Annotated in this window: 18 protein-coding genes; 10 read left to right on the top strand and 8 right to left on the bottom strand. The window is 72.1% G+C overall.

The window, feature by feature from the left end; genetic code table 11:
• The first annotated feature begins 176 nt into the window (after nucleotides 1-176).
• The 5 genes from OG199_RS40585 (at nucleotide 177) to OG199_RS40565 (ending at nucleotide 9,859) form a co-directional block, all read left to right on the top strand.
• The gene (locus OG199_RS40585; RefSeq protein ID WP_405833915.1) at nucleotides 177-3,932 is read left to right on the top strand and encodes a S8 family serine peptidase; all 3,756 of its coding nucleotides are present in this window, start codon (nucleotides 177-179) and stop codon (nucleotides 3,930-3,932) included.
• Between the two features lie 217 nt (nucleotides 3,933-4,149).
• Nucleotides 4,150-5,040, top strand: a complete 891-nt coding sequence (locus OG199_RS40580) for an LLM class F420-dependent oxidoreductase (RefSeq protein ID WP_405833913.1) — start codon at nucleotides 4,150-4,152, stop codon at nucleotides 5,038-5,040.
• A gap of 260 nt (nucleotides 5,041-5,300) precedes the next feature.
• Nucleotides 5,301-5,990, top strand: coding sequence for a PadR family transcriptional regulator (locus OG199_RS40575; protein ID WP_405833911.1), 690 nt, complete (start codon nucleotides 5,301-5,303; stop codon nucleotides 5,988-5,990).
• A gap of 189 nt (nucleotides 5,991-6,179) precedes the next feature.
• The gene (locus tag OG199_RS40570; protein ID WP_405833909.1) at nucleotides 6,180-6,977 is read left to right on the top strand and encodes an ABC transporter ATP-binding protein; all 798 of its coding nucleotides are present in this window, start codon (nucleotides 6,180-6,182) and stop codon (nucleotides 6,975-6,977) included.
• Nucleotides 6,974-9,859 carry an FtsX-like permease family protein gene (locus OG199_RS40565; RefSeq protein ID WP_405833907.1) on the top strand — a complete coding sequence of 962 codons (2,886 nt, stop codon included), beginning with the start codon at nucleotides 6,974-6,976 and terminating at the stop codon, nucleotides 9,857-9,859. The genes OG199_RS40570 and OG199_RS40565 overlap by 4 nt, the downstream gene beginning before the upstream one ends.
• Nucleotides 9,860-10,006: 147 nt before the next feature.
• Here OG199_RS40565 and OG199_RS40560 read toward each other — a convergent pair whose 3' ends face one another.
• Nucleotides 10,007-10,525: an NUDIX domain-containing protein gene (locus OG199_RS40560; RefSeq protein ID WP_405834829.1), complete on the bottom strand. Its 519-nt coding sequence runs from the start codon at nucleotides 10,523-10,525 to the stop codon at nucleotides 10,007-10,009.
• 233 nt (nucleotides 10,526-10,758) lie between these two features.
• Nucleotides 10,759-11,241, bottom strand: a complete 483-nt coding sequence (locus OG199_RS40555; RefSeq protein ID WP_405834827.1) for a DUF6194 family protein — start codon at nucleotides 11,239-11,241, stop codon at nucleotides 10,759-10,761.
• Between the two features lie 47 nt (nucleotides 11,242-11,288).
• On the opposite strand from OG199_RS40555, the gene OG199_RS40550 reads away from it, so the two are divergent.
• Complete coding sequence (locus OG199_RS40550) at nucleotides 11,289-12,065, top strand: MerR family transcriptional regulator (protein ID WP_405833905.1); 777 nt, start codon at nucleotides 11,289-11,291, stop codon at nucleotides 12,063-12,065.
• A 214-nt stretch (nucleotides 12,066-12,279) separates the two neighbouring features.
• Here OG199_RS40550 and OG199_RS40545 read toward each other — a convergent pair whose 3' ends face one another.
• On the bottom strand, nucleotides 12,280-15,135 hold the full coding sequence (locus OG199_RS40545; protein ID WP_405833903.1) for a SpoIIE family protein phosphatase: 2,856 nt from the start codon (nucleotides 15,133-15,135) through the stop codon (nucleotides 12,280-12,282).
• A 224-nt stretch (nucleotides 15,136-15,359) separates the two neighbouring features.
• Between OG199_RS40545 and OG199_RS40540 the strand changes: the two genes are divergently transcribed.
• Nucleotides 15,360-17,933 carry a SpoIIE family protein phosphatase gene (locus tag OG199_RS40540; RefSeq protein ID WP_405833901.1) on the top strand — a complete coding sequence of 858 codons (2,574 nt, stop codon included), beginning with the start codon at nucleotides 15,360-15,362 and terminating at the stop codon, nucleotides 17,931-17,933.
• 469 nt (nucleotides 17,934-18,402) lie between these two features.
• On the opposite strand, the gene OG199_RS40535 is transcribed toward OG199_RS40540, so the two are convergent.
• Nucleotides 18,403-19,800 (bottom strand): GAF domain-containing SpoIIE family protein phosphatase, encoded by a 1,398-nt coding sequence (locus OG199_RS40535; protein WP_356806180.1) that lies wholly within the window; start codon nucleotides 19,798-19,800, stop codon nucleotides 18,403-18,405.
• A gap of 99 nt (nucleotides 19,801-19,899) precedes the next feature.
• Here OG199_RS40535 and OG199_RS40530 point away from each other — a divergent pair, with 99 nt between their 5' ends.
• Complete coding sequence (locus OG199_RS40530; RefSeq protein WP_405833899.1) at nucleotides 19,900-20,721, top strand: SAM-dependent methyltransferase; 822 nt, start codon at nucleotides 19,900-19,902, stop codon at nucleotides 20,719-20,721.
• 215 nt (nucleotides 20,722-20,936) lie between these two features.
• Here OG199_RS40530 and OG199_RS40525 read toward each other — a convergent pair whose 3' ends face one another.
• Both OG199_RS40525 and OG199_RS40520 read right to left on the bottom strand, forming a co-directional pair.
• A complete protein-coding gene (locus OG199_RS40525; RefSeq protein ID WP_405833897.1) occupies nucleotides 20,937-21,731 on the bottom strand; it encodes an SDR family NAD(P)-dependent oxidoreductase in 795 nt (264 codons plus the stop codon).
• 325 nt (nucleotides 21,732-22,056) lie between these two features.
• Entirely contained in the window at nucleotides 22,057-22,476 is a 420-nt protein-coding gene (locus OG199_RS40520) for an SRPBCC family protein (RefSeq protein WP_356806185.1), read from the bottom strand.
• A 482-nt stretch (nucleotides 22,477-22,958) separates the two neighbouring features.
• Between OG199_RS40520 and OG199_RS40515 the strand changes: the two genes are divergently transcribed.
• A complete protein-coding gene (locus OG199_RS40515) occupies nucleotides 22,959-23,258 on the top strand; it encodes a hypothetical protein (protein WP_356806187.1) in 300 nt (99 codons plus the stop codon).
• A 163-nt stretch (nucleotides 23,259-23,421) separates the two neighbouring features.
• Nucleotides 23,422-24,603 (top strand): N(5)-(carboxyethyl)ornithine synthase, encoded by a 1,182-nt coding sequence (locus tag OG199_RS40510; protein WP_405833895.1) that lies wholly within the window; start codon nucleotides 23,422-23,424, stop codon nucleotides 24,601-24,603.
• Between the two features lie 74 nt (nucleotides 24,604-24,677).
• On the opposite strand, the gene msrA is transcribed toward OG199_RS40510, so the two are convergent.
• Nucleotides 24,678-25,190: a peptide-methionine (S)-S-oxide reductase MsrA gene (gene msrA / locus OG199_RS40505; protein WP_356805544.1), complete on the bottom strand. Its 513-nt coding sequence runs from the start codon at nucleotides 25,188-25,190 to the stop codon at nucleotides 24,678-24,680.
• Between the two features lie 285 nt (nucleotides 25,191-25,475).
• Complete coding sequence (locus OG199_RS40500; protein ID WP_356805542.1) at nucleotides 25,476-26,066, bottom strand: TetR/AcrR family transcriptional regulator; 591 nt, start codon at nucleotides 26,064-26,066, stop codon at nucleotides 25,476-25,478.
• Nucleotides 26,067-26,144: the final 78 nt, after the last annotated feature.

The following is a 26,144-nucleotide window of genomic DNA, read 5'->3' as shown; positions in this document are numbered from 1 at the left end:
GACCCTGTGGGAGAGGTGGCCGCCCGACGGTGTCCTCCCGGCGAATTCCCTTGATTGCGCCGCCACTTGTCCACTTGAGGACAATGGCACTCAAGGGACATGGCGAGTTCTTTACAGCGAGGCGGATGAATGACTGACTACGGACATCTTTCGCACGCCTAGCTCTTGAGGTTCCCTTGCGCATACCTCCGTCGCCCAGACGCGGGCTGACCGTCGCGGTCGCCGTGCTCGTGGCACTGACGACCACCGGTCCGGCCGTGTCGGCCGAGACGCCCCTCTCTTCCACCACATCCGCCGCCGGACGTCCGCAGGCCACGGGTACCGTCACGCTGATCACCGGTGACAAGGTCGCGGTGACCGTCAGCAACGGCCGTACCAGCGCGACCGTTACCGATCCGCGGGGCAGGCCCGGCGGAGCCCATGTCATGTCGGTCGGCTCCGACACCTACGTGTACCCCGACGCGGCGCTGCCCTACATCGCGTCAGGAGTGCTCGACGAGCGGCTGTTCAACGTCGACGAACTGCTCAGGGACGGCTACGACGACAGCCACAGCGACCGACTGCCGCTGATCGTCACCTACACCGACGCCGCCGCCCGCTCCCGCAGCGCCAAGACCCCGGACGGCGCGCGCAGGACCCTGACGCTGAGCAGCATCCAGGGCGCCGCGATATCCGCCGAGCACGCGCGGACGGAGGACTTCTGGGCCTCCCTCACCGGCACCGCGGGGACCCGGTCGGCAGCGCGCTCGGCCGCGGACACGCGACCGTCCGGGCGGCTGACGGACGGGATCGCCAAGGTGTGGCTGGACGGCAAGGCCAAGGCGACGCTGTCCGACACCACCGCGCAGATCGGCGCGCCCGAGGTCTGGGCGGGCGGGGACACCGGTCAGGGCGTGGACGTCGCCGTGCTGGACACGGGAATCGACGCCGCGCACCCCGACTTCGCGGGACGGATCGCCGCGTCGGAGAGCTTCGTGCCCGGGCAGGACGTCACCGACCGGCACGGCCACGGCACCCACGTCGCCTCGACCGTCGCCGGCACGGGCGCCGCGTCCGGCGGCAAGGAGAAGGGCGTCGCCCCGGGCGCCTCGCTGCACATCGGCAAGGTCCTGGACAACGATGGCAGCGGCCAGGACTCCTGGATCCTGGCCGGCATGGAGTGGGCGGCCCGCGACCAGCACGCGAAGGTCGTCAGCATGAGCCTCGGCGGTGATCCCACCGACGGCACCGACCCACTGAGCGAGGCCGTCAACCGGCTCAGCGAGGAGACCGGGGCGTTGTTCGTCATCGCCGCGGGCAACTCCGGCCCCGAGGCGTACACCATCGGGGCGCCCGGTGCGGCGGACGCCGCGCTGACGGTCGGCGCGGTGAACGGTCCTGGCAAGGGTGTGGACCAGCTGGCGGAGTTCTCCAGCCGCGGGCCGCGCGTCGGCGACAACGCCGTCAAGCCCGACCTGACCGCCCCCGGCGTCGACATTCTCGCGGCCCGTTCGCAGTACGCTCCGGAGGGTGAGGGCGCCTATCAGACCATGAGCGGCACCTCCATGGCGACGCCCCATGTCGCGGGCGCCGCCGCCCTGTTGGCGGCGAAGCACCCGGACTGGAACGGGCGGCGGCTCAAGGACGCGTTGGTCAGCACCACCGCCAGTACACGGCAGTCCAGCCCCTACCAGGGCGGCAGCGGGCGGCTCGACATCGCCGCGGCCGTGAAGGCCACCGTGGTCGCCTCCGGTTCCGCGTTCGCCCAGGTCCACTACCCGTACACGCCCGGCCAGACGGTGCGCAGGGACGTCACCTACAGCAACGTCGCGGCCGAGCCGGTCACCCTGGATCTGGGTCTCGTCGCGGACGACATCCCCGACGGGCTGTTCACCCTGACCGACTCCCGGCTGACGGTGCCCGCGCACGGCACCGCGACCGTCGGGGTGCTCACCCACCTCGACCAGGCCGCGGACAACGGCGCCTACACCAGTCAGCTCACCGCCGGCGGCCCCGACGGCACGGTTCTCGCCCGCACCCCGGTCGGCGTGAACAAGGAGGGCCGGCGCGTCAAGCTGTCGGTCACGGCGAAGGACCGCAAGGGCAAGGGGCTGCCGGGCACCCTCGTGCTCAAGGACATCGACCGCAACACCGTTCCCAAGGTGTACACCGTCGACTCCTCCGGCGCCCTCGACCTCAGCCTGGTGCCGAGCACCTACGCGGCCTGGATGTACGCCGATGTCCCCGGTATCGACGGCACGCACACACTGGGCCTCGGCCTGTTCTCCGCACCGCAGGTCGACCTCGGCAACGACCGGTCGCTCCACTTCGACGCCGCCGACCTCCACCGGGCCGCGGCGCTCACCCCGCAGCCGACCTCGAACAGCTTCATGCGGGTGGACCAGTACCGGGCGAACGGCGACGTGCTCCCGTTCCTGGACAGCTACATGCCCGAGTACTGGCGCTATGACAGCCTCTGGGCGGCCCCGACGCCCAAGGTGACGCGGGGCTCGTACACCTTCGCGACGCGCTGGCGGCAGATCCAGCGGCCACTCACGTTCTCCCTGGGCTCCCAGACGTACGAGAGCGCCGTCGTGCAGAGCATGTCCCCCGTGCTGCCCGAGGGCAGCACCACGTACCGGGCCGTCTGGGCCGGGGACGGTTCGACCGCGGACTTCCGCAAACTCAGGATCCGCGGCCAGGTGGCGGTCGTCCGCCGCAGCGACACCGTGTCCGCCCCGGACCAGGCCGCGGCCGCGGCGAAGGCCGGAGCCAAGCTGCTGCTGGTCCTCAACGACGGCTACGGAAAGCTGGATCCGTGGGCCGACCTGCCCGACGCCGCGCCGCTGCCGGTGGCCTCGCTCGGCACCGACGACAGTATCCGTCTGCGGAGCGGGCTCCACTGGCCCGGAGTGGGACTGCTGAAGGTGGTTTCGCACCCTCAACCGCACTACCTGTACGACCTGGTGCGGCACTACGACGGCGCGGTTCCCCGGAGTCTGACCTACCGGCCGGGTCCGGGCGAACTCGCCAGGATCGACGAGTCGTTCCGCGACACCAAGCAGGGCAAGGCCGTGCAGGTACGGTACGACCTGACCGTCGACTCCGGTCTGCCGTTGAACAGCAATGCCACCCCCGTCCCCGCCCAGGGCACCCTCACCTCGTGGGTGACAGCGGATCCCGGCGTCTCATGGGTGACCCAGGCCGCGGTCAGCGACCTCGGCCAGCAGGGACCGCCACACTCGTACAAGGGGCGCGGCACGTCCCGGGAGGTCTGGCTCTCCCCCGTCCAGCACCCGCGGCTCCTCGACGACAGCGCCCACCGCGCCCCCTTCAGGATCGGTGACGTCATCAGCACGTCGTCGATCACCGCGTGGGGGGACTCCGACAGCCACGCGGGCGTCGTCTGGGCCGACGGGGACACCTCGAAGGTCTCCCTGTACCAGGGTGACCAACTGCTCGGCGAAGACGCCAACGAACGGATCGTCACCGTCGAAGGCGTGCCGACGGATCCGCTGCCGTACCGGATCGTGGTGGAGGGGAAGCGCGACCTGCCGGGCCGGCCGTACTCGACCCGGACCCGTACCGAATGGGGATTCACCTCCGGCACCACGGACCACAGGGTCCTCAGCCCCCTGCCGCTCATCCAGCTGGACTACGCGGTGGCCACCGACCTCTCCGGCCGGGCGAGCCGACGGAGCACGCTGGCCGTCACTCCCTCGCACTTCAAGGGCGCGACGGGCGCCGCCCCGGTCCGCACCGTGAGCCTGGAGGTCTCCTACGACGACGGCGCCACTTGGCACCGGACGACGCCGCGCCACTCGGGCGCGGACTGGAAGACGTCGATCGACGCGCCCTCCAAGGCGAGGTTCGCCAGCCTGCGTACGACAGCGCGGGACGCGGGCGGCAACAGCGTCAGCCAGACCGTGATCCGCGCCTTCGGCCTCAAGTAGGCGAGCGGGGCGGCCGGCACGACCTGTGGGGCCCCTGTTCGCGCCTCCGCGAACAGGGGCTCCTCGGCGTCGATGTCCGGCACCGTGACGCCGCCACCCCCTGAGTCCTGCTCGTGAAGCGCCGGTGTGACGGTCGCGCTCGACGGGAACTGCATCCATACGACTGAATCGCCACCCGGCCGGGAACATCGGGGTCGAGGGCGCGGTTGATCACAGTATGGCTTCTGAGACACGCGCGGAATTCGGCCGGATCGGCATCTGGAGCGGTGCTCTGCACCGGTCGCGGGTCGACGACGCGGGCAGGGAAGCGATCGCGGAAGCGGTCGCCGAGCTCGAAGACCTGGGGTACGGCACTCTCTGGCTCGGCGGCAGCCCCTCACCCGACGACGCCGCCGCTGTCGTCGACGCCACCCGCACGGTCACCGTGGCCACCGGCATCCTGAGCATCTGGGAGCACACGGCCGAGGAGGTCACGGCTCGGATCGCGGAGCTCGACGCCAGCGCACGTGGACGGTTCGTCCTCGGCCTGGGCGTCAGCCACGGTCAGTTGGCCCCGCGCTACGCGAAGCCGTACAGCGCGATGGTGGCCTACCTGGACGCCCTCGACGCCGCCACCCCGCCCGTGGATCGTGGTCGCCGGATCCTGGCGGCGCTCGGCCCGAAGATGCTGAAGCTCGCGGCCGACCGGTCCCTGGGTGCGCACCCCTATCTCGTCACCACCGAGCACACGGCGGAGGCGCGCGAGGCACTCGGTCCCGGCGCGCTGCTCGCCCCGGAACTGTCGGTCGTGCTCGACACCGACCTCGACCGGGCACGTACCACCGCGCGGACCATGCTGGCGAGGTACCTCCAACTGCCCAACTACACCAATAACATGCTGCGCCTGGGGTTCACGGAGAGCGACTTCGAGGACGGTGGAAGCACACGGCTCCTGGACTCCCTCTTCGCCTTGGGCGACGCCGAGCGCGTGCGAGCCCGGACCCGGGAGTACTTCGACGCCGGCGCCGACCACATCGCTCTCCAGGTACTGACCGCCGATGAGAGCGGAGCCGGTCTGCCGCGGGCCGAGTGGCGTGAGCTGGCCGCGGTGTTCGCCGACGAGCTGTAGAGAGCGGTTCGCACGGGCGGGAGGGACGCTGGTCCCGCTCCCGCCCGTGCGTGCCGGAAGGCCGCGGAGCAACTGATCACGTCGACGCCGTCTCCCGTGCGAGCGGCATCTCGTGCTTCCTGTGTCTGCGGTGATCTTGCCCTACTCGATCCAGCCCGCGGCGCCATCCATCGGCGAGCGTTGACACGGTCGAGTCCTGACGGGTTCGCCATGCGGACGGGCACTTGCCCTCCCGGACATACTCGGTATACATACTGAGTATGTCGATCCGTCATGGCCTGCTGGCCCTCCTTGAACCGGGGCCGCGCTACGGCTTCCAGCTCCGCAGCGAGTTCGAGTCCCGCACCGGCTCCACCTGGCCGCTCAACGTCGGGCAGGTGTACACCACGCTCGCCCGGCTGGAACGGGACGGACTGGTGATGCCCGCCGGCGAGGACGAGGGCGGTCACGCCCTCTACGCGATCACCGACGCCGGGCGGGCGGAGCTCCGGGAGTGGTTCGCCAGCCCCGTCGACCGGGCCAATCCGCCGCGGAACGAGCTGGCGATCAAGCTCGCGATGGCCATCGGATCCCCCGAAGTCGACGTGCGAGCGGTGATCCAGGCCCAGCGCGCGCACACCATCAAGGCGATGCAGGACTACACCCGGCTGAAAGCCCAGGCACTGAAGGCGGCACCCCGGGGCGAGGAGCGGCCGGACCGCGACGACGTGGCCTGGCAGCTGGTCCTGGACCAGATGATCTTCCAGGCGGAAGCCGAAGCGCGCTGGCTCGACCACTGCGAGACGCGCCTGATGCGACTCGCCGCGTCGGCCGCACCGTCAGCGGGTTCGTCCAGGGCGACGCCGGAACCGGGATCCGCCGATGAGCCGGGAGGGGACGGCGACGACGCGGGTGCCGCTCAGGGCGGCCGGCCACGCGGTGGGCCCGGCCGCTTCAGAGCGGGGCGGTAGGGCCCGCCGGTGTCCAGGCCAGGGCCGCCGCTGGGCCCTGCGTCGCGAAGACACCACCGCATCACCGCACCACCGCACCACGCCACCGCGCCACCGCGCCACCGGCGAGAACACCTGGACCGGGCGGCTGACGTCCGCCCGTCTCCCATTCATCCGCATGTCGCGCACGACCGGGGAAGAGAGCGACCCATGTCCAGTCAGAACACACCGTCCATATCGCCGCCCTCGTCCGGACCTGGTCCGGGCGGGGGCGGCGACGGGGCCGCCGCCCCCGTACTGCTCCTCGAAGGGCTGACCCGGGTGCACGGCTCCGGAGCCACCGAGGTGCAGGCGCTGCGCGGCATCGACCTGGCCATCCACCCCGGTGAACTGGTCGCCGTCATGGGCCCCTCGGGATCGGGCAAGTCCACCCTGCTGACCATCGCGGGCGGACTGGACCTGCCGACGTCCGGACGAGTGATCGTCGAAGGCACCGATCTGACCCGCGCGAGCCGCAAGGAGATCGCGGCGCTGCGCCGGCGCAGCATCGGCTACGTCTTCCAGGACTACAACCTGATCCCGGCGCTCACGGCCGCGGAGAACGTCGCGCTCCCCCGCGAACTCGACGGCGTCAGCAGTCGCTCGGCCCGTGGTGAAGCGCTCGCCGCGCTGGCGGAGCTGGGCCTGGAGCATCTCGCGGACCGGTTCCCCGACGAGATGTCGGGCGGCCAGCAGCAGCGAGTCGCGGTCGCCCGGGCGCTGGTGGGCGACCGCCGGCTGGTCCTCGCCGACGAACCGACCGGCGCGCTGGACTCGGAGACCGGTGACGCGGTGCTGGCGCTGTTGCGGAACCGGTGTGACGCCGGGGCGGCCGGCGTCCTCGTCACCCACGAGGCGCGGCTCGCCGCCTGGGCGGACCGGGTGGTGTTCCTGCGCGACGGCTCGGTGGTGGACATGACGCTGCGGTCCTCCGCGGAGTCGCTGCTCACCGAGGAGACGGCACGGTGACCACCCCCGAGAACGGGCGTGCCGGTGCCCCGGCAGGCTCCGCGCGGCCCCGACGCTCTCCGGGAGCGGGCCGGTTCCACAGCTGGCGGGTCGCGGTCCGCATCGCCCGCCGCGACGCCTGGCGTGCCAGGGGCCGCAGCCTGATGGTCCTCGCGATGATCGCCGTTCCGGTCGTCGGCGTGAGCGCCGCCGACGTCACCATCCGCAGCTCCCAGCTGACCCGCCAGCAGACGATCACCCGTGACATCGGAGCCGCCGATGCGCGGCTGGAGGACGGTGAGCAGGGGCCGCAGGCTCTGCAGCAGTCGCCGCAGGTCGACGCGATCATGCCGGCGCGGCGGACGGATACGGGCACAGTGCCGGCCGACAGCAGGGTGGTGGCCGTTCAAGACGTCGATCCCAAGGCAGCGGTGCCCGCGGGAGCCCGGTTCATCACCGACCGGACCGTCCGCGCCGGCATGCTCACCAAGTCCGGGATGGCGGACACCGAGGTCCGCGAGCTGAACGCGTCCGACCCCCTCGCTGCCGGGATCACGGACCTGACCCGGGGCCGCTACGCCACGGCGCCGGACGAGATGATCGCGACCAACGCGTTCCTCGAACACAGCGGGCTGCACGTCGGATCGGCGGTCCGGGCTTTCGGACTGGACCGCGCCTACCGCATCGTCGGCGCCTACGACCTGCCGAGCAGGCTGGGCACCGACCAACTCGACGCCCTCCCGGGCGCGTTCATCGACCGGTACCGTGCGGCACGCGAGGCGACCGGCTCGGACTCGGGTGACACACGGCAGACCTCCTACCTGGTCAAGGTGGCGGGCGGCTTCACCTGGGACATGGTGCGGAGCGCCAACGCCCGCGGGGTGGTGGTTCACTCGCGGACGGTGATGCTCCGTCCGCCCGCCGACTCCGAGGTACCGCTCTACCGCAACCCCGATTTCCATCGGCCTCCCCCGTCCGCGGACCACGCGGCGCTGACCGCCGGCGCGACCATCGGGGGCATGGCCCTGCTGGAGGTCTGTCTGCTGGCCGGCCCCGCCTTCGCGGTCGGTGCGCGGCGCTCGCGCCGCCATCTCGGACTCGTCGCCGCCAACGGCGGCGACCGGCGTCACATCCGGGCGATCGTGCTCTCCGGCGGCCTGGTGATCGGATCCGTGGCAGCCGTCACCGGTACCGTGCTCGGCCTCGTGCTGACGCTGGTGCTGCGGACGAGGCTGGAGGAGTACGCCGGCAGCAGGTTCGGCGGAATCGTGCTGAGGCCGGCCGAACTGCTGGGCGCCGCCGGTCTCGCGGTGCTCACCGGACTGATCGCCGCGATCGTTCCCGCGGTCAACGCCTCCCGGCAGAACGTACTGTCCGCGCTCACCGGACGGCGCGGGACACGGAAGGCCACGCGGCTCCTGCCGGTGGCGGGGATCGTGGCCGTCTGCCTGGGTGCGGTGATCGCCGTCCACGGCTCGGTCCGCAGCGGAAGCGCCTACGTCGTGGCCGGCGGTTCCGCGATCGCCGAGCTGGGCCTGGTGGCCCTCACTCCCCTGATCGTCGGTGGCTTCGGCCGGCTCGGCCGATGGCTGGCCCTCGCTCCGCGGCTCGCCCTGCGGGACGCGGTACGCCACCGCGGCCGCACCGCGCCCGCCGTGGCCGCGGTCATGGCGGCCGTGGCCGGTACGGTCGCGATCGCCACGTACTCGGCCAGCCGGCACCAGCAGGACCAGGACGCGTACATCCCCAGGGCGCCCCGCGGAGTGCTCGCCATCTCCCTGCCCTCGCGGGAGGGCCGCGACCTGGCCGCGGTGCGGGACAGCGTGGAGGGGGTCGTCCCGGTCCGCGAGCAGGCGGAGGTGTTCCGTCCGAGCGCGGGCGACCGGATCTGCGACGCGTACACCTCGCAACCGGGCTGCGGATCGGTCGAGCCGGTGAGGCCCGCGGCCAACGACTGCCCGGCCACCGACCCCGACGCCGTCCGGGAGTTCAGCCCGTCCCGGTTCCAGGCCTTGGCGAACGACTGGCGCTGCAAGGGAGACCCCGCCACGTCGGCGATCGTCGTGGAACAGGGACTCGTGATCGGCGGGCCGAAGGTACTGCAGGCGCTCGGGGTCAAGGATCCGGCCGCGCGGCAGGCGCTCGACCACGGCAAGGCGGTGCTCTTCGACCGCAGCCTGAACAGTCACGGCTCCCTCGAGCTCCGGGTGACCCCCGACCAGTCGAAGACCGCGAACACGGTCAAGAAACTGCCGGCGCAGGTGAGTTCCGCCCGGGCGTACGGGGTCAAGGTGCTGATGTCGGAGAGGGCCGCCGAATCCCTCGGCCTGAAGGCGGTACCGCTGGGCGCGTACTTCACCACCTCGCGGATGCCCTCGGCTGCCGAGCAGCAGGAACTGAAACACGACGTCACGAAGCTGGGAATCGACGCCCACGTCTACCTCGAACGCGGATACACCAGCAGGAACAGCCTGATACAGGCGGCGCTGGCGGTGTTCGCGGGCCTGGTGACGATCGGCGCGGCCGGTGTCGCGACGGGCCTGGCCCAGGCCGACGCCGAGGCGGACCTCAGAACACTCGCCGCCGTGGGCGCCCCCTCCCGGATCCGGCGCACGCTCTCCGGACTGCAGTGCGGGGCCATCGCCGTGATGGGTGTGCTGCTCGGAACGGCGGCGGGCATCCTGCCCGCTGTCGCACTACGGCGCGTCGACCGTCAACAGGCCCTGGCCATCGCCCGACAGGCGGCGATCGACAGCCCGGGAGCCGTACACGTCAACGTGCCCGTGGTGGTGCCCTGGATGACGCTCGGGATGCTCCTGGTCCTGGTACCGCTGGGCGCGACGCTGCTCGCCGCCCTGATCACCCGCTCCCACCGCACACTGGGCCGCAGGGCGGAGGCGTAGACGACACGCGGGACAGCACGGCGACCGCGGGGGTGTCAGGCCGGGCCTGACACCCCTGTTCCGTGACTCCGGAGCAGCGTGAACCGCGGTCTGCATGCTGCCCCGGGACCTGCTCCCGCCCGCCAAGAAGTGCTCTGGGCAAGGCGATCAGCGGTGGGAGACGTCACGCAGCCATCGCGCGTGCCGCCGCACCCGTGATGCGTCGACGGGGAAGTAACTGGACCAGGCCTCGTCCAGGGACGTCCAGGTCGCGGGCTGTCCGCTTTCGGCGGCCAAAGGCGTCGCAACGTCCACGATCGCGACGAAGGACAGCCCAAGGGTCGCCGGCCACCGCGGGTGGTAGGAGCGCACGGTGGCCGCGGCGGGTTCCCGCAGCAGCTCCGCCTCGACACCGGTCTCCTCGAAGAGCTCGCGGCGTGCTCCCTCTCGGGGAGTCTCCCCCGGCTCGACCCGGCCGCCCGGGGGGACCCAGCCGCGCCACCGGTGATGGACCAGCAGCACCCGGGCGAGGTCCTCGTCGAAGACCCACACCTCTGCGGCAAGAGGCCCCGCAGGCCCCTGGCCGGCAGAAGTGAGCCACTGTGCGGCGCCGTCGGACTCCGTTCTCGCCAGACGGACATCGGTGGTCGCGGCCTGTACGACCCGGGGGTCGAACGCGTCACGCATCACCGGGACAACGTAGCGCCGGGGTCCGACACCGGGCGGCGCCCGACAGCATCCGGGACGCCTGCGCGACGCTCCGGCGCGGGTCCCCGGTCATGCACCGGTCGGTCACGCACCCGTCGGTCACGCACCGGTCGGTCACGCACCGGTCGGTCACGCACCCGTCGGTCACGCACCCGTCGGTCACGCACCCGTCGGTCACGCACCCGTCGGCCGCACCCATCAACCTGGACCGGTCAGTCGTTCTCCGGCGGTCGTACCGGTTCGTGCCGCCGCGCGGACCGGCGGCGAGCGTCGTCGTGGGCGGCGCGCAGAAGACTCACGACCGTGTCCGCCGTCCGGTCCCCGGGAGTGACGACACAGATCCAGCCGTACGCTCCGTAGACCGGGTGCGGCATCACACGGTCCACGGCCCTGTGGTCGCGGGGGCGGCCGTCGAGCGTGCGCGGGTCCTCCCCCACGAGCTCGCGGAACCTCGCGCGGCCGACGTGGATGTTGACGCGCCAGCGGTCCGGCGGATCGAGGTCGGAAGCGGTGTCGCCGGGGTGGTTCCGGGTGACGATCGTCCCGTACGGCTGGACGTTGTGCGGCACGCTGCCGTCGGGGGCGTAGTAGAAGAACGCGTCTCCCCACGCGATCCGGGGAAAGGCGCCCTCCGGCTCCGGGACGACCACGAGCGCGCCGTCGAAGTCCCGTACGGTCCTGATGATCTGTTCCATACTCATGGTTCAAGGATGACCTTCAAGTGCTTGTGTGGGGTTGGCCGATGGACGCGCCGGCGGGCGGTACGCGACGGGCACGGCTCAGGACGCTCGACGTCGCCGGAGAGTCGGGGTACTCGGTACAGCAGGTCCGCGACCTGGAGCGGCTGGGGGTCATTCCCCCGGCGGCTCGGGCGGACAACGGCTACCGCTCCTACACTCCGGTTCACGTGCACGCGCTGCGCGCCTACCGGGGGCTCGCGGGCGCCGTCGGACCGGTCGAGGCCCGGCGGATGCTCGCGGAGCTGCGGACCGGCCCGGTCGAGACGGCGGCCGCGGCCGTCGACGCGGTCCACGTTCGGCTCGCGCGGGAGCGGGAGGAAGTCCTGCGCGCGCAACAGGCGTTGCGCGCGATCCGGAGCGAGGCCGACACCCCCGGAGGCGAGCGGGACGGCGACGCGATGACGATCACGCAGCTCGCCGAAGCACTTCATGTGCGTCCCTCGACCCTGCGGTTCTGGGAGCAGGAGGGGCTTGTGACGCCCGAGCGTGTGACGTCCTTGCGCGCACGTCGCTACGGTCCTGCCGCCATCGGGGCCGCCCGGATCGTCGCGGCCCTGCGCGGCGCCGGTCACGGTATCCCGGCCGTGCGCGAGATCATGAGCTCCCTGCACCGGCTCGACGGCGCGGAGGACGCCCTGCTCGTCCTGCGGCACCGTCTTGACCGGATCGCCGCCAGGAGTGTGGCGCTGCTGCGCGCGGGCGCGGATCTGGCAGCCGTCGTCATGTCCGCCGAGGAGCCGGCGGCTCCTGGTCGGTCATGCCCCGTCACGCCCGCGTGAGTGCGTCTTCGGCCAAAGGGGCCAAAGCGGCCAGGGCGGCCGGGCCGGCCCGCGCGTCGGCGACGAGCTCGGCTTCGCGGCCGCGCCACCGGTGCGGTCGGGGACGGGCCGGCGTGCGGGCGGTGTGCTTCGACGGCCGCCGGGAGCCACGGACGATGTCCGGCACGCCGCGACGACATGGACGCCCAGGTCCACGCCGTGCCTCGCCCCCTCACTACGGGTTCGCCGAGCCCCCGAGGCCCTCCTCCTCGCCGGTCTCCAGGCTCTGTTCCGTCCAGACCACCTTGCCGCGTGAGGTGTAGCGGGTGCCCCAGCGCTGGGTGAGCTGGGAGATCAGGAAGAGGCCGCGGCCGCCCTCGTCCGTGGTGGCCGCGCGTCGCACGTGGGGTGAGGTGCTGCTGGCGTCGGAGACCTCGCAGATGAGGGTGCGGTCCCGCAGCAGGCGTAGCTCGATGGGGGGCGATGCGTACCGGATGGCGTTGGTGATCAGTTCGCTGAGGATCAGTTCCGTGGTGAACACCGCGTCGTCCAGTCCCCATTCCGTGAGCCGGCGTTCGACCGCGGCGCGTGTCTCGGCGACCGTCGCGGGGTCGGCCGGTACGTCCCAGGAGGCGAGGTGCTCGTCGTCGAGGGCGCGTGTGCGGGCCACCAGGAGGGCGATGTCGTCGCCTGGGTGGCCGAGCCGGTCGGGCACGAGGGCGTCGAGCACGGCGTCGCAGGTCTCCTGCGGTGACCGGCCCGGGCGGGCGAGTACCTGCAGCAGCCATTCCTGCCCGGTGGCAGGCTTCGGGTTGTGGTGCTTGAGCAGGCCGTCCGTGTAGAGGACGAGCCGGCTGTTCTCCGGGACGTCGACGGTGAGGCTCTCGAAGGGCTGGCCCCCCAGGCCCAGGGGCGGGCACTCGCGTACGCGGGGGAAGTCCGCGGTGCCGTCCGGGAGGATCAGGACCGGCGGCGGGTGGCCGGCCCGGGCCATGACGCACTGCCTGCGGACCGGGTCGTAGACCACGTACAGGCAGGTGGCCCCGGTGAGTACGGAACCGTCCGCGTCCCCGGCGCGGCCGGGTCGCCGCTCCCCACCGGCCGGGCGTCCCTCGTCGCGGTCGAGGCGGACGACCAGATCGTCGAGGCGGCCCATGAGTTCTTCGGGTACCAGATCGAGGTCCGAGAAGTTGTGGACGGCGGTGCGCAGGCGGCCCATGGCGACGGCTGCGTGCAGGCCGTGCCCGGTCACGTCACCCGCGACGAGGGCGACACGCGCGCTGGAGAGCGGGATGACGTCGAACCAGCCGCCGGCCGTCGTCGCCTGTCCGGGCAGATAGCGGTGCGCCGCGTCCACGGCGTTCTGCTCGGGCAGGCCGTGCGGCAGCAGACTGCGCTGGAGTGAGACGGCGGTGGCGTGTTCGCGGGCGTAGCGCCGGGCGTTGTCGATGCAGACGGCCGTGTGGTTGACCAGTTCCTCGGCGAGTGACAGGTCCTCCGTGTCGAAGGTGCCGTCACCGTCGGAGCCGGGAGCCTTCGCGCGGTAGAGACCGACCACTCCGAGCACCGCGCCCCGCGCGAGCAGCGGTACGGCGATCATCGCGTGGTCGGGGAGGTCGGGGGAGGTGAGCGGGCCCGGGGTGCGGAGCGGGCCGGTGGCGGGCTCACCGGCCGGCTCCGGTTCGGCCACGGGCCTTTTGACCTTGAGGCTTCGGGCCTGCGGCGAGGCGGGAGGGAAGTGGACGAGGTCCCCCACGGCGTGCGACGAGGGAGCGCCGGGCAGCGGCGACTGTGCCGTGCGGCGCAGCGGCCCGGTGTCGTCACCGTGCGGCTCCTCCCCGTGCAGCACGGAGTCCGAGAGATCCACGATCGCCTGGGTGGCGAACCGCGGCACGACGGCGGCGACCAGTTCCTCGGCGATCCGGCTCACGTCGAGGGTGGTGCCGATGGTCATGCCGGCGTCGTAGAGCAGTCGGAGGCGCTCGCGGGCGACGTCGGCCTGACCTGCCAGGGAGCGCAGTTCGGTGGTGTCGCGCAGGGTGGTGACCGTGCCCAGTACGCGGCCGTCCCAGAAGGTGGGCTGCTGGTTCACGGCCAACAGGCGGTCCCCAGCGGGGTGGACCTCGTCGGTGGCGACCCGGCCGGAGGTGAGCAGCCGGGTGAGCGCGGGGCCGAGGGCGAGATCGCCCGCGTGTCGCCCCGGGACATCGGGCGGCAGACCGAGCAGCCGGTGCGCCTCGTCGTTGGCCAGCAGCAGACGGCGCTCGCCGTCGGCGATCAGGACACCTTCGCGGACCGCGTGCAGCACCGCGTCGTGGTGCTCGTACATGCGTGTGATCTCGGTGGGCCCGAGGCCGTGGGTCTGCCGCCGCAGCCGGCTGCTCAGCCAGGTGATCCCTCCCGTGGACAGGGCGAGCGCGATACCGGCGGCCCCGAGCAGGGGCGGCAGCTGCCGGTCGACCTGGTGGATCACGCTGGCGACCGGCACGCCGGTCATGACGGTGCCCACCACGGTGTGCCGTGTGTCGAAGACGGGGACCACGGCGCGGATCGACGGGGAGTGAAGACTGCTGCCGATGACCTCGTCGGTGAAGGTGTGGCCCACGCTGGCGGGCCACACGGTGGCGTTGGAGGGCAGGCCGATCGCGCGGGGGTCCGGGTGGCTGTACCGGATGCCCTTGGGATTGGTCACCACGATGTAGGCGACCCGGGCCTCACGGCGGGTGGCCTCGGCCAGGGGTTGCAGCGTCGTGCTCGGACGGTCGGACTTCAGCGCGTCCAGTACGGCCGGGGAGTGGGCGAAGGTCTCGGCGACCGCGAGCGCGCGGGTGCGGGCCTCCTGCGTGGCCTCCCTGCGGTCCTGCAGCACCAGGACCGTGGTCGCGGCGGCTATCAGCAGCACCGCGATGGTCGCGGCCAGCGCGAGCATCTGGCCCGCGATGCTGTGCGGGAGGAGGCTGAAGCGCCTGCGCCGGGGGGTGGCCGGGTCCGGGTCGGGATCAGCGCCCCGGTCCAGACGTGCGCGCCGCCCGGAAAACCTGCGTCCGATCAGGCTGAGCGGCGTCCGGGACCTGTCGGCTGCCCGAGGCATACAGCCATGGTCGTACGCCCTATGGGTAAAGGTCCAACTATAGGAACGTTCGTACGGATTCTTGATGTCACGGACGCCGGTCACGGCCATCGGGCCACCACGGTGGGGCCCCTGATCCTCCGGGCCGATGCGCCGGGGGCGCCAGGTCGTCGAGGTGCGCGCCGGTGTGCGTCGCGACCGGGGTGGAGCCGCGCCGTGACGCGAATCCGGCTTATCGTGCTCATATGGGTGATGTTCGGTGCGGCTGGTGCGACAAGCCGCTGCCGGATGAGGCCGGACCCAACCGGCGGTACTGCGGACCGGCCCACCGGCAGGCTGCCTGGCGGGCGCGACGCCGCTGGGAGGCCGCGGCCCAGGCGCGCCACGCGCTCGTCCTGGCCGACGCGGAGCTGCTGTCCCGGGCACGGACGATGTCCCAGGAGGCGGCCACCCAGGATCCGGAGCGGATGGCCACGGCGACGGGCCACTGTGCCGCGGCGGGGGGCCACAGCGCCGCGGCGGCGGAGATCCTCGGGCTGGCCGAGCAGCTGGTGCGGTCCGCGGTACTGGCCGACCGGCAGGGCGGGGCCGACTGGGCGCGGATCGGCGCGGGCCTCGGGATGAGCGGCGCGGCGGCCCGGCACCGCTACGGACGGATGTGCGCCCGCGGGCAGGACGGGCAGAGGGCGCGCGGACCGTCCCCGCCCGTCGGCTCCACCGGTTCCACGGACCCGGAACCGCTCGGCGCGCTGCTGCTCCCGGCGGTGCGGGACACCGGCGCTTCCGTGAGCGGGATCTACCTGTTTCCACCGGGCCGGCCGGTGCTGCACCTGGCGGTGACGACCGGGGGCACGACGGTCGCACTGTGGGAAAGGGTGGACCCGGCGGCCGAGGGACCCGTGGCCGAGGCGGTACGCGAGCAGCGCCTGGTGTGGGTCGCCGGCCATGCGGAGCTGGCCCACCGCTATCCGCGGGCGGCGCTCACCCTGCCCTATCCCGTGGCGGTGGCAGCCGCACCGGTGACCACCGGTGCCACCATGTGGGGCGCGCTGGCGTTCCTGTGGCCCGGTACGCATCCGCGCCTGCTGAGCAGCCGCGAACGCGACGCGGTCACCACCGCCTGCCACCGCGTCGGCTCGTTCCTGCGGCAGGCCGCCGCCGACGGGCGGCCGGTCCTTCCCACGGAGCGTCCGCACGTACCGGACCCGCCCCGGGCCCGTACGCCCGGACCGGCGGAGGCGCTGGCCGCCGTCGATCTCGTCGACCGCCTCCCGGAGGGCTGTCTGGCGCTCGACCTCGACAACCGGATCACGTTCGTCGACGCCACCGCCCGCGATCTGGTCGGCGAAAGCATTCCCGGCCTGCTCGGGAGATCGTTGTGCGAGGCCCTGCCGTGGCTGGACGAACCGGTCCTCCAGGACCACCAGCGAGCCGCGGCCATCAGCCGCCGGCCCGCCGTCTTCACGGCCCTGGGTCCCCAGGGCCGATGGCTGGACTTCGAACTGCACCCCGACGTCTCCGGCACCACCGTCCGTGTCACACCCGCCGACGACGCCGGCCCGGCGGACCACGCGCGGCGGGGCGGCCGGGACCACGCCCTCGGCCCGACGCGGGCACGCGTGCTGTACGACCTGATGCATCTGGCCGCCTCACTCACCGAAGCCGTCAGTGTGCAGGACGTGGTGGAGCTGGCGGCCGACCAGATCATGCCCACCTTCGACGCGCAGGGCTTCGTGCTGTCCGTGGCCGAGGACGGCCGGCTGCAGATCGTCGGCTCCCGTGGATACCGGGACGAGGTGCTCCGGCCCTTCGACGGACCTCCGCTCACCGACCGGTCGGCTCCGACCGTGTACGCCCTCACCGCCGGAGTCCCTCTCTTCTTCGGCTCCCCCCAGGACATGGAGAGGTTCCACCCAGACATCCCGCGGCTGACCGGAAGGGCGGCCTGGGCCTTCCTGCCCCTGGTCGTCTCGCGCCGCCCGGTCGGCTGCTGGGTGCTGTCCTTCGACCGTCCCCGCCCGTTCGGCCCCGACGAGCGTGCCGTCCTGACCTCGCTGGCCGGGCTGATCGCCCAGGCCCTCGACCGAGCCCGCCTCTACGACGCCAAGCACCAGCTCGCCCACGACCTGCAAAGTGGCCTGCTCCCCACGACCCTGCCCGCGGTGCCAGGCCTGGAGGTCGCGGCCCGGTACCTGCCCGCGGCCCGTGGCATGGATGTCGGAGGCGACTTCTACGACCTCATCCGTCTGGACGCCACCACCGTCGCCGCCGCCATCGGTGACGTCCAGGGGCACAACGTGCACGCCGCCGCCCTGATGGGACAGATCCGCACGGCCGTCCATGTCACCGCGGGGGCGTCACCCGACGAGGTCCTCGCCCGCGCGAACCGTCTGCTCACCGACTTCGACCCGGGCCTCTTCGCCAGCTGCCTGTACGCGCATCTCGATCTCGCGCGCCATCGCGCCCGTCTGGCCACGGCGGGTCACCCACCGCCGCTCCTGCGCGATGCCGGCGGACGTACCGAGGTCCTCGATCTGCCGCCGGGGCTCCTGCTCGGCATCGACCCGGCCGCCGAGTACCGGACCACCGAGATCCCCCTGCCGCCCGACTCGCTGCTGGCTCTGTACACCGACGGCCTGATCGAAACCCCCGGCGGCGACATCGGAGAGGCCGCCGCCGACCTCGCGGATCACCTCGCCCGCACCGCGGACCAGCCCATCGGCACCCTCGCCGACGCCCTCGTCCGGCACACTCCCCACACCGACCCGCGCAGCGACGACGTGGCCCTGCTCCTGCTCCGCGCGACGGACGCGGCCTGACGGACGAACCGGCCGTCGGGCGCCGAACGGACCGCCGCCCCCGGATCGTGTCGCGATCCTCCGGCGGGGCGCCGTCGCTCCAGCACGCGGTGAGGCCCGGTCCGCCGCCTCGGGGAGCGACGGACCGGGCCTGCGTCCACGGTGCCACACCCGCTCCTGACGCGCTCGCCCGCCGGGCGACGGCGGCGCGGGACGGCGCGGCTCCCGAGCGGAACGGAATCCGGGCGGAGCCGCATACGGAACCCGGGGCACGTCGAAACGGGGGGCCATGCGCCAGAGCGTGACCGACCTGCACGATCCCACGGGTCGACGACCGGTACGACGCCCACAAGTCGGCGATCCGCACGATGTCCACGAGCCGGCGATCGCCACGATGCCCACCGGTCACCGCGCGCGGGACACCCGTGCCCGCCGCCTCGCCCGTACGAGCGAGGTCCCCGGCGTGCCGGACCGGTCGGCCCCGTGCCGCTCAGGACGGTGCCGGGTGCTTCGCGGGTGTCAGTTCGGCCAGGAGGAGCGTCCGGTCGTCCGCGCCGCCGCCGGGCGACGCCGTCTTGTGCAACAGCCGCTGGCCGAGTGATTCCAACGCGTCCGGGCCCTCGTCGCCCACGGGTTCGGCGCCGTCCGTGCCGAGGAGGCCGGCGAGGCGGGCGATGCCCTGCTCTATGTCGGTGTCGCGGGACTCGACCAGACCGTCGCTGTAGAGGAGCAGCAGTATCGGTTCGGGCACCCGGACGACGGTCGGTTCGTAGCTGCCCATGCCGAGTCCGAGGGGCAGCCCCGCGCTGGTGAGTGTGACGGGTCGGGCGCGTCCGTCCGCAGTGCGGATCAGTGGGGGAGGATGGCCGGCTCCGACGAAGGTGCAGAGCTGCTTCCGCGCGTCCCACTCGGCGTACATGCAGGTGGCGAAGGAGGCACCCGGCGTGTCACAGGCCAGCTCGTCCAGCCGGCGCATCAGCTCGGCCGGGGTGATGTCCAGCCCCGCGAGGGTGCGGACGGCCGTGCGCAGCTGGATCATGGCGACGGCCGATTCCGGCCCGTGCCCCATGGCGTCCCCGACGATCAGACTGACGCGGCCCTCGGACCGCGGCAGTACGTCGAACCAGTCGCCGCCGATGATGTTGTCCTGCCCGGCCGGGAGATAGCCGTGGGCGATACGACACCCCTCGAACGTCTGTGAGGTCGCGGGCGACAGGCTCTGCCGGATGGCCAGTGCCATGCGGCGTTCGCGTTCGTAGCGCCGCGCGTTGTCCAGCGCCACACAGGCCCGCGCGGCCAGCGATTCCACGGCGCTGGCGTCCCCGGGCAGGAAGGGCGCCCGGTCCGGGCCGCGCGTGCACGCGATGAACCCGACCGCGATGCCCCGCAGATGCAGCGGGACGACGAGGAACGACGCCGTCCGCAGCAGGGCGTCCATCCGGACGTCGTCGCCCCCGGCGGTGCTGAGCCGTTCGGACGTGTGGGCGTCGACCGAGTCGAGCAACTGTGTCGTACGGGTGGCGATGCAGCGCGTGTACGGGGTCTCGCGGGGAAAGACGATCACCTCGCCGACGGGCAGCGTCCCCTCCCAGTCCTCGGGCGCGTCCGTCCCGATGCGCAGGGCCAGTCGCCGGGCCTCGATCTTGGCCGGATCCGCGGAGGGGTAGGCGTTCTCCTCCAGCAGCCACCGCTCCAGCAGGTAGACCGATGCCGCGTCGCAGAACCCGGGAGCCAGTGCCTGGACGACATGGCTGCCGGTCAGGTGCAGGTTGAGTTCCGAGCCGATGGCGTCGGCCGCGCCCGAGAAGACCGGCCGAAGGCGCGCGAACGCGGCCGCCGCGTCGTCCGCGTGACTGTGTGCTTCGTTCCGCAGGGCGGTGCCTTCCACTGGAGGGGGTCGATTCGCGTGGCATGGACACACCTCGCCGCGCCTGGTCGGCAACTATATGATGGGGCGTCAAGATCACTTCCAGAACGGGGAGTTGCGGTGTCAGGTAGCGAAGGTCTGCCTCAGGGCGTCGACCCGGACAAGGCGAGCGTTGCCCGGATGTACGACGCAATGCTGGGCGGCCAGCACAATTTCGCCATAGACCGGGAGGCGTTGGCGGCGTTCACGGCCATCGACCCGCAGGTGCGCACCCTGGCCCGGGCCAACCGCGCCTTTCTCGGGCGGGCCGTGCGATTCCTGGTCGACGCCGGGGTACGGCAGTTCATCGACCTCGGATCGGGCATCCCGACCCAGGGCAACGTCCACGAGGTGGCGCAGGCGGCCTGCCCGGGAGCCCGGGTGGTCTACGTGGACAGCGATCCGGTCGCCGTGGCGCACAGTGCCGCGTTGCTCGCCGACAATCCGGACACGGACATCGTGGACGCCGACATCCGTCGCCCGGCCGATGTGCTGTCCTCGCCGCAGGTGCAGAAGCTGATCGACTTCGATCAGCCCGTCGCCGTGCTGATGATCACGATCCTGCACTTCATCGCGCCCGAGGAGGACCCCGCCGGCATCGTGGCCGCGTTCCGGGACGCCCTTCCCGAGGGGAGTTGGCTGGCGCTGACGCACGCGACGAACCAGGACCGCCCGGACACCGCCGCCGCCGTGGGGAAGTTGTACCGTTCCCGGGCCACCTCGCCGGTCACCGCCCGGTCCCACGGCGAGATCCTCGGGCTCTTCGACGGGTTCGACCTCGTGGAGCCCGGCCTGGTCTACGTACCCCTGTGGCGCCCCGATGCGGACGACCACGTCCCGGATAACCCGTCGGAGTACTGGGTGTACTCGGGCGTCGGCCGCAAACGTCCGGCGGCCGGCTGAGCCGGTCCCCCGCGAGCCTCTCGGCGGCCGGTCCCGGGACCCCGACAGGGTCGTCCGCCGGATCGTCAACTCCCGCCACCAGCCCGGTCGTCGGCCCGGTCCCGGCCGCCTCTGATGCCCGCCGGCCCCGATGGTGTGCTCCACCCGCGTGCGGAACTCCCGCTCCCTCCGCCGAGGTCCACCCGCGCCGGGCGGACGGCCCTCCGGCGCGGTGGTCAGGGGATGACGGCGTCGATGCAGCCTCCGTCGACCCGCAGGGCGCCCCCCGTGGTGGCCGAGGCCTGGTCCGAACTCAGGTACACCACCATGTTGGCGATCTCCTCGGGAGCGATCAGACGCCGCAGCAGCGACTGCGGTCGGTGCTCTCTCATGAAGACCCGCTCCGCCTCCTCCCAGGGCAGGTCACGGCCGACCAGTTCGTACACGAACTCCTCGACGCCGGCGGTGTGGGTGGGCCCGGCGAGGACCGAGTTGACGGTTACGCCCGTTCCGGCGGCCTTCTTCGCGAAGCCGCGGCCGACGGCCAGGAGAGCGGTCTTCGTCATGCCGTAGTGGATCATCTCTTCGGGGATGGCCACCGCCGATTCACTGGCGATGTACTGGATGCGGCCCCAGTCGCTCTCGATCATCCGTGGCAGGTACGCACGGGTGAGGCGGACCGCGGCGAGCACGTTCACCTCGAAGTACCGGCGCCATTCCGCGTCGGTGATGTCCAGCGGGTCCTGGGAGCCGAAGACGCCCAGGTTGTTGACGAGGACGTCGACGTCCGGCAGGACGTCGAGAGCCCGCGCGGCGCCCTCCTCGGAGGCGACGTCCGCGTCGATGGCGACGAAGTCACCGTCGGGCACCTCCTCCCGCAGTTGCCCGAGCGCCGCGTCGACCCTCTCCTTGTCGCGGCCGTTGACGCCCACCCGCGCCCCCGCATCCGCGAGGCCGGCCGCGATGGCGGCCCCGATGCCCTGCGTCGACCCTGTCACCAGGGCGGTCCGTCCCGTGAGATCGATACGCATGTACGACTCCCTTGCTGTGGCCGGCCGAGGTGCCGGTGCGGGGTCCAGGCCATGGAGCACGGCTCTCCGCCGCGCGTGGGCCGCCGTACCTCCGTGTGACGCGACGTCGGTACGTCGTGACCACGCCGGTACGGAACGGCGCCGACGCCCCTCGCCCACCCACGCCCGGGCCCCTCGGGACAGGCATCCGCCGCGGCGCGGTGCGGTCCACGGCTCCCGGCCGCGGGGCCGGGCGGTGGACGGCTGAACGGCGGCCGTTGGCCGGCGCCGTGGACACCCGGGCTGAGGTCACGCGGCCTCATCCCTGTTCGCCGTCCGCCGGCGTTCAGTCCGCCAGCATCGTGTGCAACGCGTCGAGACCGTCGCGGTAGACGCCGGTGAACAGGGCCACCATCTCGTCGTCGCTCGCCCCTTGCGGGTAGAAACGGCCGGACCACTGCACTTCGGCACTGTCGGGCTCGCCGGGCACGGTGTGCACCCGGAGCGTCGCGAGATAGCCGGCGACGGGGAACGGCGCCTCCACGATGGTGTACGAGTAGGACCGGTCCCCCTCGCTGAATCCGACCAGTCGCTCGACGACGACCTCGCCGTCCCCCATGGTCAGCCGACGGACGCGGCCGCCCTCCAGTGGCGTGCTCTCGGGGATCCGCGGAGCCCAGTCGGGCAGGGAACCGAAGCCGCCGATCAACTGCCATACGCGCCCGGGGGACGCGGGGACAACCCTGCTCACCGAGGTCGATGCCATTGCTTCTGCTCCAGGACTCGTCGGTCTGCGGGGGCGGGAGTGCTCGCGACAGTCGGGCCGGCCGGCTTCACATCTTTCACAGATCATCATAAAAGGCATCGGCGAAGAGAGGCATGCGGAGCCCTTCGCGCGGCACGCGGAGCCCTCGCGCCACGCCGATCCGGCAGGGTGTGACCGCCTCGGCGGGCGCCCGCCGAGAGTCTCCGGCCGCCCGGCCCGGGCCCCCGAGCACGCGTGGTGGACGCAACGGGGAGCCGGAGAGAGTACCGTGGCGTCACCGAGCGCACCTCGCATGCCGTTATCCGTTTCGGCGTCGCCCTCGGGGAACGGCAGACGCCGGAGCTGTGCGCTCCGGCCGGAAATGAGCCGCCCCATGCCTTCTGGCTCGTACTCTCGCGCCGTCTTCCGTATTCCGTCCGGCGCCCCGCGGTAGCGGACTTCCTGGTCCCCGAGGTGTTCCGGCACCTCGCCCCCTTGAGCCGATGACCGACGAAGAGGATGCGGCACTCATGTACTCACAGGACGCGATCTCCGGCCATCGCCGGGGCCGCCCCGAACCGACCGCCGAGATGGTCTCCGGACTGGCCTGCCTCATCTGCGGCACGGACTACCGGAACGCACCGGACGCGGACGCCGTGGTGGTCTCGCACCGCGACGACAGACAACTGCTCGCCTGTCACGGAACATGCGCCCGGCTGGCGAGCGGGTCGGTCACCGGGCTGGAGGAGACACCCCTCCCGCTGGCCGAGCGCCTGCGCAGACACGAGGCCCATCAGCGCTGAGACGCGGAGCGACGTGGCATCCCGGACGCACTGTCCGGCGGTGGACACGGCCCACGCGTACCCGGACCCCCCGGCTGCGACCGGCGCCCTCCCGCGCCGCGGGCGCCGCGCGCGCAGGCGACACCGAACGCATTTTTATGACAGTTACATGACAAGGAAGCGCATGACCCTCATGAGTCTCGGAGTCCTGGCCTCCTCCCGCAAGGAGAACGAGTTCCGGCTGCCGCTGCACCCCGCCCACCTCGAACGGATCGCCCCGGACGTCCGCGAGAGGATCTTCCTGGAACACGGCTACGGCCGGCGGTTCGGCATCGACGACGATGCCCTGGAGCCGCTCGTGGCGGGCCTGCGCTCCCGCGAGCGGCTCCTCGCCGAGTGCGAGGTGCTGCTGCTGCCCAAACCGACGCACGACGACATCGCCGAGCTGCGCGAGGGCCAGGTGCTGTGGGGATGGCCGCACTGCGTGCAGGACGGGAAGACGACCCAGCTCGCCATCGACCGGCGGCTGACCCTCGTCGCCTGGGAGGCGATGAACCACTGGACGTCCACGGGCGCGTTCAGCGTCCATGTGTTCCACAAGAACAACGAGCTCGCGGGCTACTGCTCGGTGCTGCACGCCCTGCAGCTCGGTGGCGTGACCGGCAGCTACGGACGTCGGCTGCGCGCCGTGGTCATCAGCTTCGGCGCCACGGCACGTGGAGCGGTCACGGGACTGGGTGCCATGGGGGTCTCCGACGTCACGGTGCTCACCCAGCGCGCCGCCGCGGCGGTGGCCTCGCCCATGCCGTCGGTCGTGATGGGCCACTTCGAGGAGCGGGCGGACGACCCGTCGCGGCTGCAGGCCCTCACCACGGCGGGTCCCGTGCCCCTCGCGGAGTACCTGGCAGGGTTCGACATCATCGTCAACTGCATCCGGCAGGACACCGACGCGCCTCTGATGTTCGTCACCGACGAGGAACTCGCCCTGTTCCGCCCGGGCACCTTCTTCGTCGACGTCGCCTGCGACGAGGGCATGGGCTTCGCCTGGGCCCGTCCGACCACCTTCGGCGACCCCATGCCCACGGTGGGACCGGACTGCCACTACTACGCGGTGGACCACAGCCCGTCCCACCTGTGGAACTCGGCCACCTGGGAAATCAGCGAGGCGCTCCTCCCCTACCTGCGCAAGGTCATGAGCGGCCCCGCCGCCTGGGAGGCCGACGCCACGGTCAGGAACGCCATCGAGATCCGCGACGGCGTCGTACGGAACCCGAAGATCCTCTCGTTCCAGCACCGTACGGCCGCGTACCCCCATGCCCCCCAGGTCCCGGCTCCGACGCTGCGTCCCGCCACCCAGCCGGCCTGACGCCCGGGGTGTTCGGCACCGACCGTACGGTCGGTGCCGGCCACGGCGCGCTCACCGGCCGGGCCCTCCCGGAATCAGGCTTCGGCGCGCTTCGGCAACCGCCAGTTCGGGCGCGGGAAGTGGCAGGTGTAGCCCTCGGGGTACTTCCGCAGGTAGTCCTGGTGCTCCGGCTCGGCCTCCCAGAAGGCGCCGGCCGGCACGACCTCGGTCACGACCTTCCCCGGCCACAGCCCCGAGGCGTCGACATCGGCGATGGTGTCCTCGGCGACCCGTCGCTGCTCGTCGTCGAGATAGAAGATCGCGGAGCGGTAGCTGAGGCCGATGTCGCCCCCCTGCCGGTTCTTCGTGCTCGGGTCGTGGATCTGGAAGAAGTACTCCAGGATGGCGCGGTAGTCCGTCACGGCGGGATCGAAGGTGATCTCGATCGACTCGGCGTGGGTGCCGTGATTGCGGTAGGTCGCGTGGGCCACGTCGCCACCGCTGTATCCCACCCGCGTGGCCAGGACACCCGGAAGCGTCCGGATCAGTTCCTGCATTCCCCAGAAGCAGCCACCCGCCAGCAACGCCTTTTCCTCAGTGGCGCTCATAGCTCTTCACATCCCTTTTCGTCTCTTCGCACGAGCCGCGTACGGACCGTGCGAACTCAACGGCGCGATCACCGGCCGTTCCCCCACGGACAGACGTCGAAGACGTGCCCGAAAATTCCCGTCGGCCCGCACCGCCTGGCGGTACGCCGTCCGGCGACCGCCCGCAACCTGCACCCGAAGTGCATCACGGGGCGCGCATCGCACCCTTGACGGAGGTCGCCGTCGGCGCACGCCCGGCGGTCGGCCGGTCGGTACGGCACTCGCCGCCCCTCGCGGCGCCCCGGGTCAGGGCGACCGGCGCAGCCCCGCGATGAGGAGTTCGACCAGTCGGCGCGCGTCATAGCCGGGATCGGCGTCCGCGCCGATGCAGAGGTTCCCGACGCCGCGCATGAGCACGATCGCGTCCATGTCCGAGCGGATCTCGCCGGCGGCGGCCGCGGCTTCGAGCAGCCGGCCGCACACGGGCACCAGACGGTCGAGGAAGTAGTCGTGCAGCGTGTCGAAGCCGGCGGCGTCGGACTGCAGCACGGCGGCCAGTCCGTGCTTGGTGACCAGGAAGTCGACGAAGAGGTTGATCCACCGCCCCAGCGCGACATGGGGGGTGGGGCTGCTCGCCAGCAGGGCCGGACCGGCCTCGGCGCAGGCTTCGACCTGGTGCCGGTAGACCGCGATGATGAGATCCGCCCGCGTCGGGAAGTGGCGGTAGATCGTGCCGGTCCCGACCCCGGCCTTGGCGGCGATGTCACGCACCGGCGCCTCCACTCCCGAGGTCACGAAGATCGCGGCGGCGGCGTCGAGCAGGGTCTCCTCGTTGCGCCGGGCGTCCGCCCGCTTGGGCCGGGCCGTACGCCCCGCCTCCCCGTCACTGTCACTCACCGCGCCGTCCTCTCCACCACCGGGCTTGCTATCCGGAACGACGTTCCGTATCTTCAAACGGGACAAGGTTCCGTTTGC

This window comes from Streptomyces sp. NBC_01176, from assembly GCF_045039825.1.
Lineage (GTDB): Bacteria > Actinomycetota > Actinomycetes > Streptomycetales > Streptomycetaceae > Streptomyces.
The sequence above is the reverse complement of the archived record's forward strand: the minus strand, read 5'-3'. Positions and strand labels throughout refer to the sequence as shown.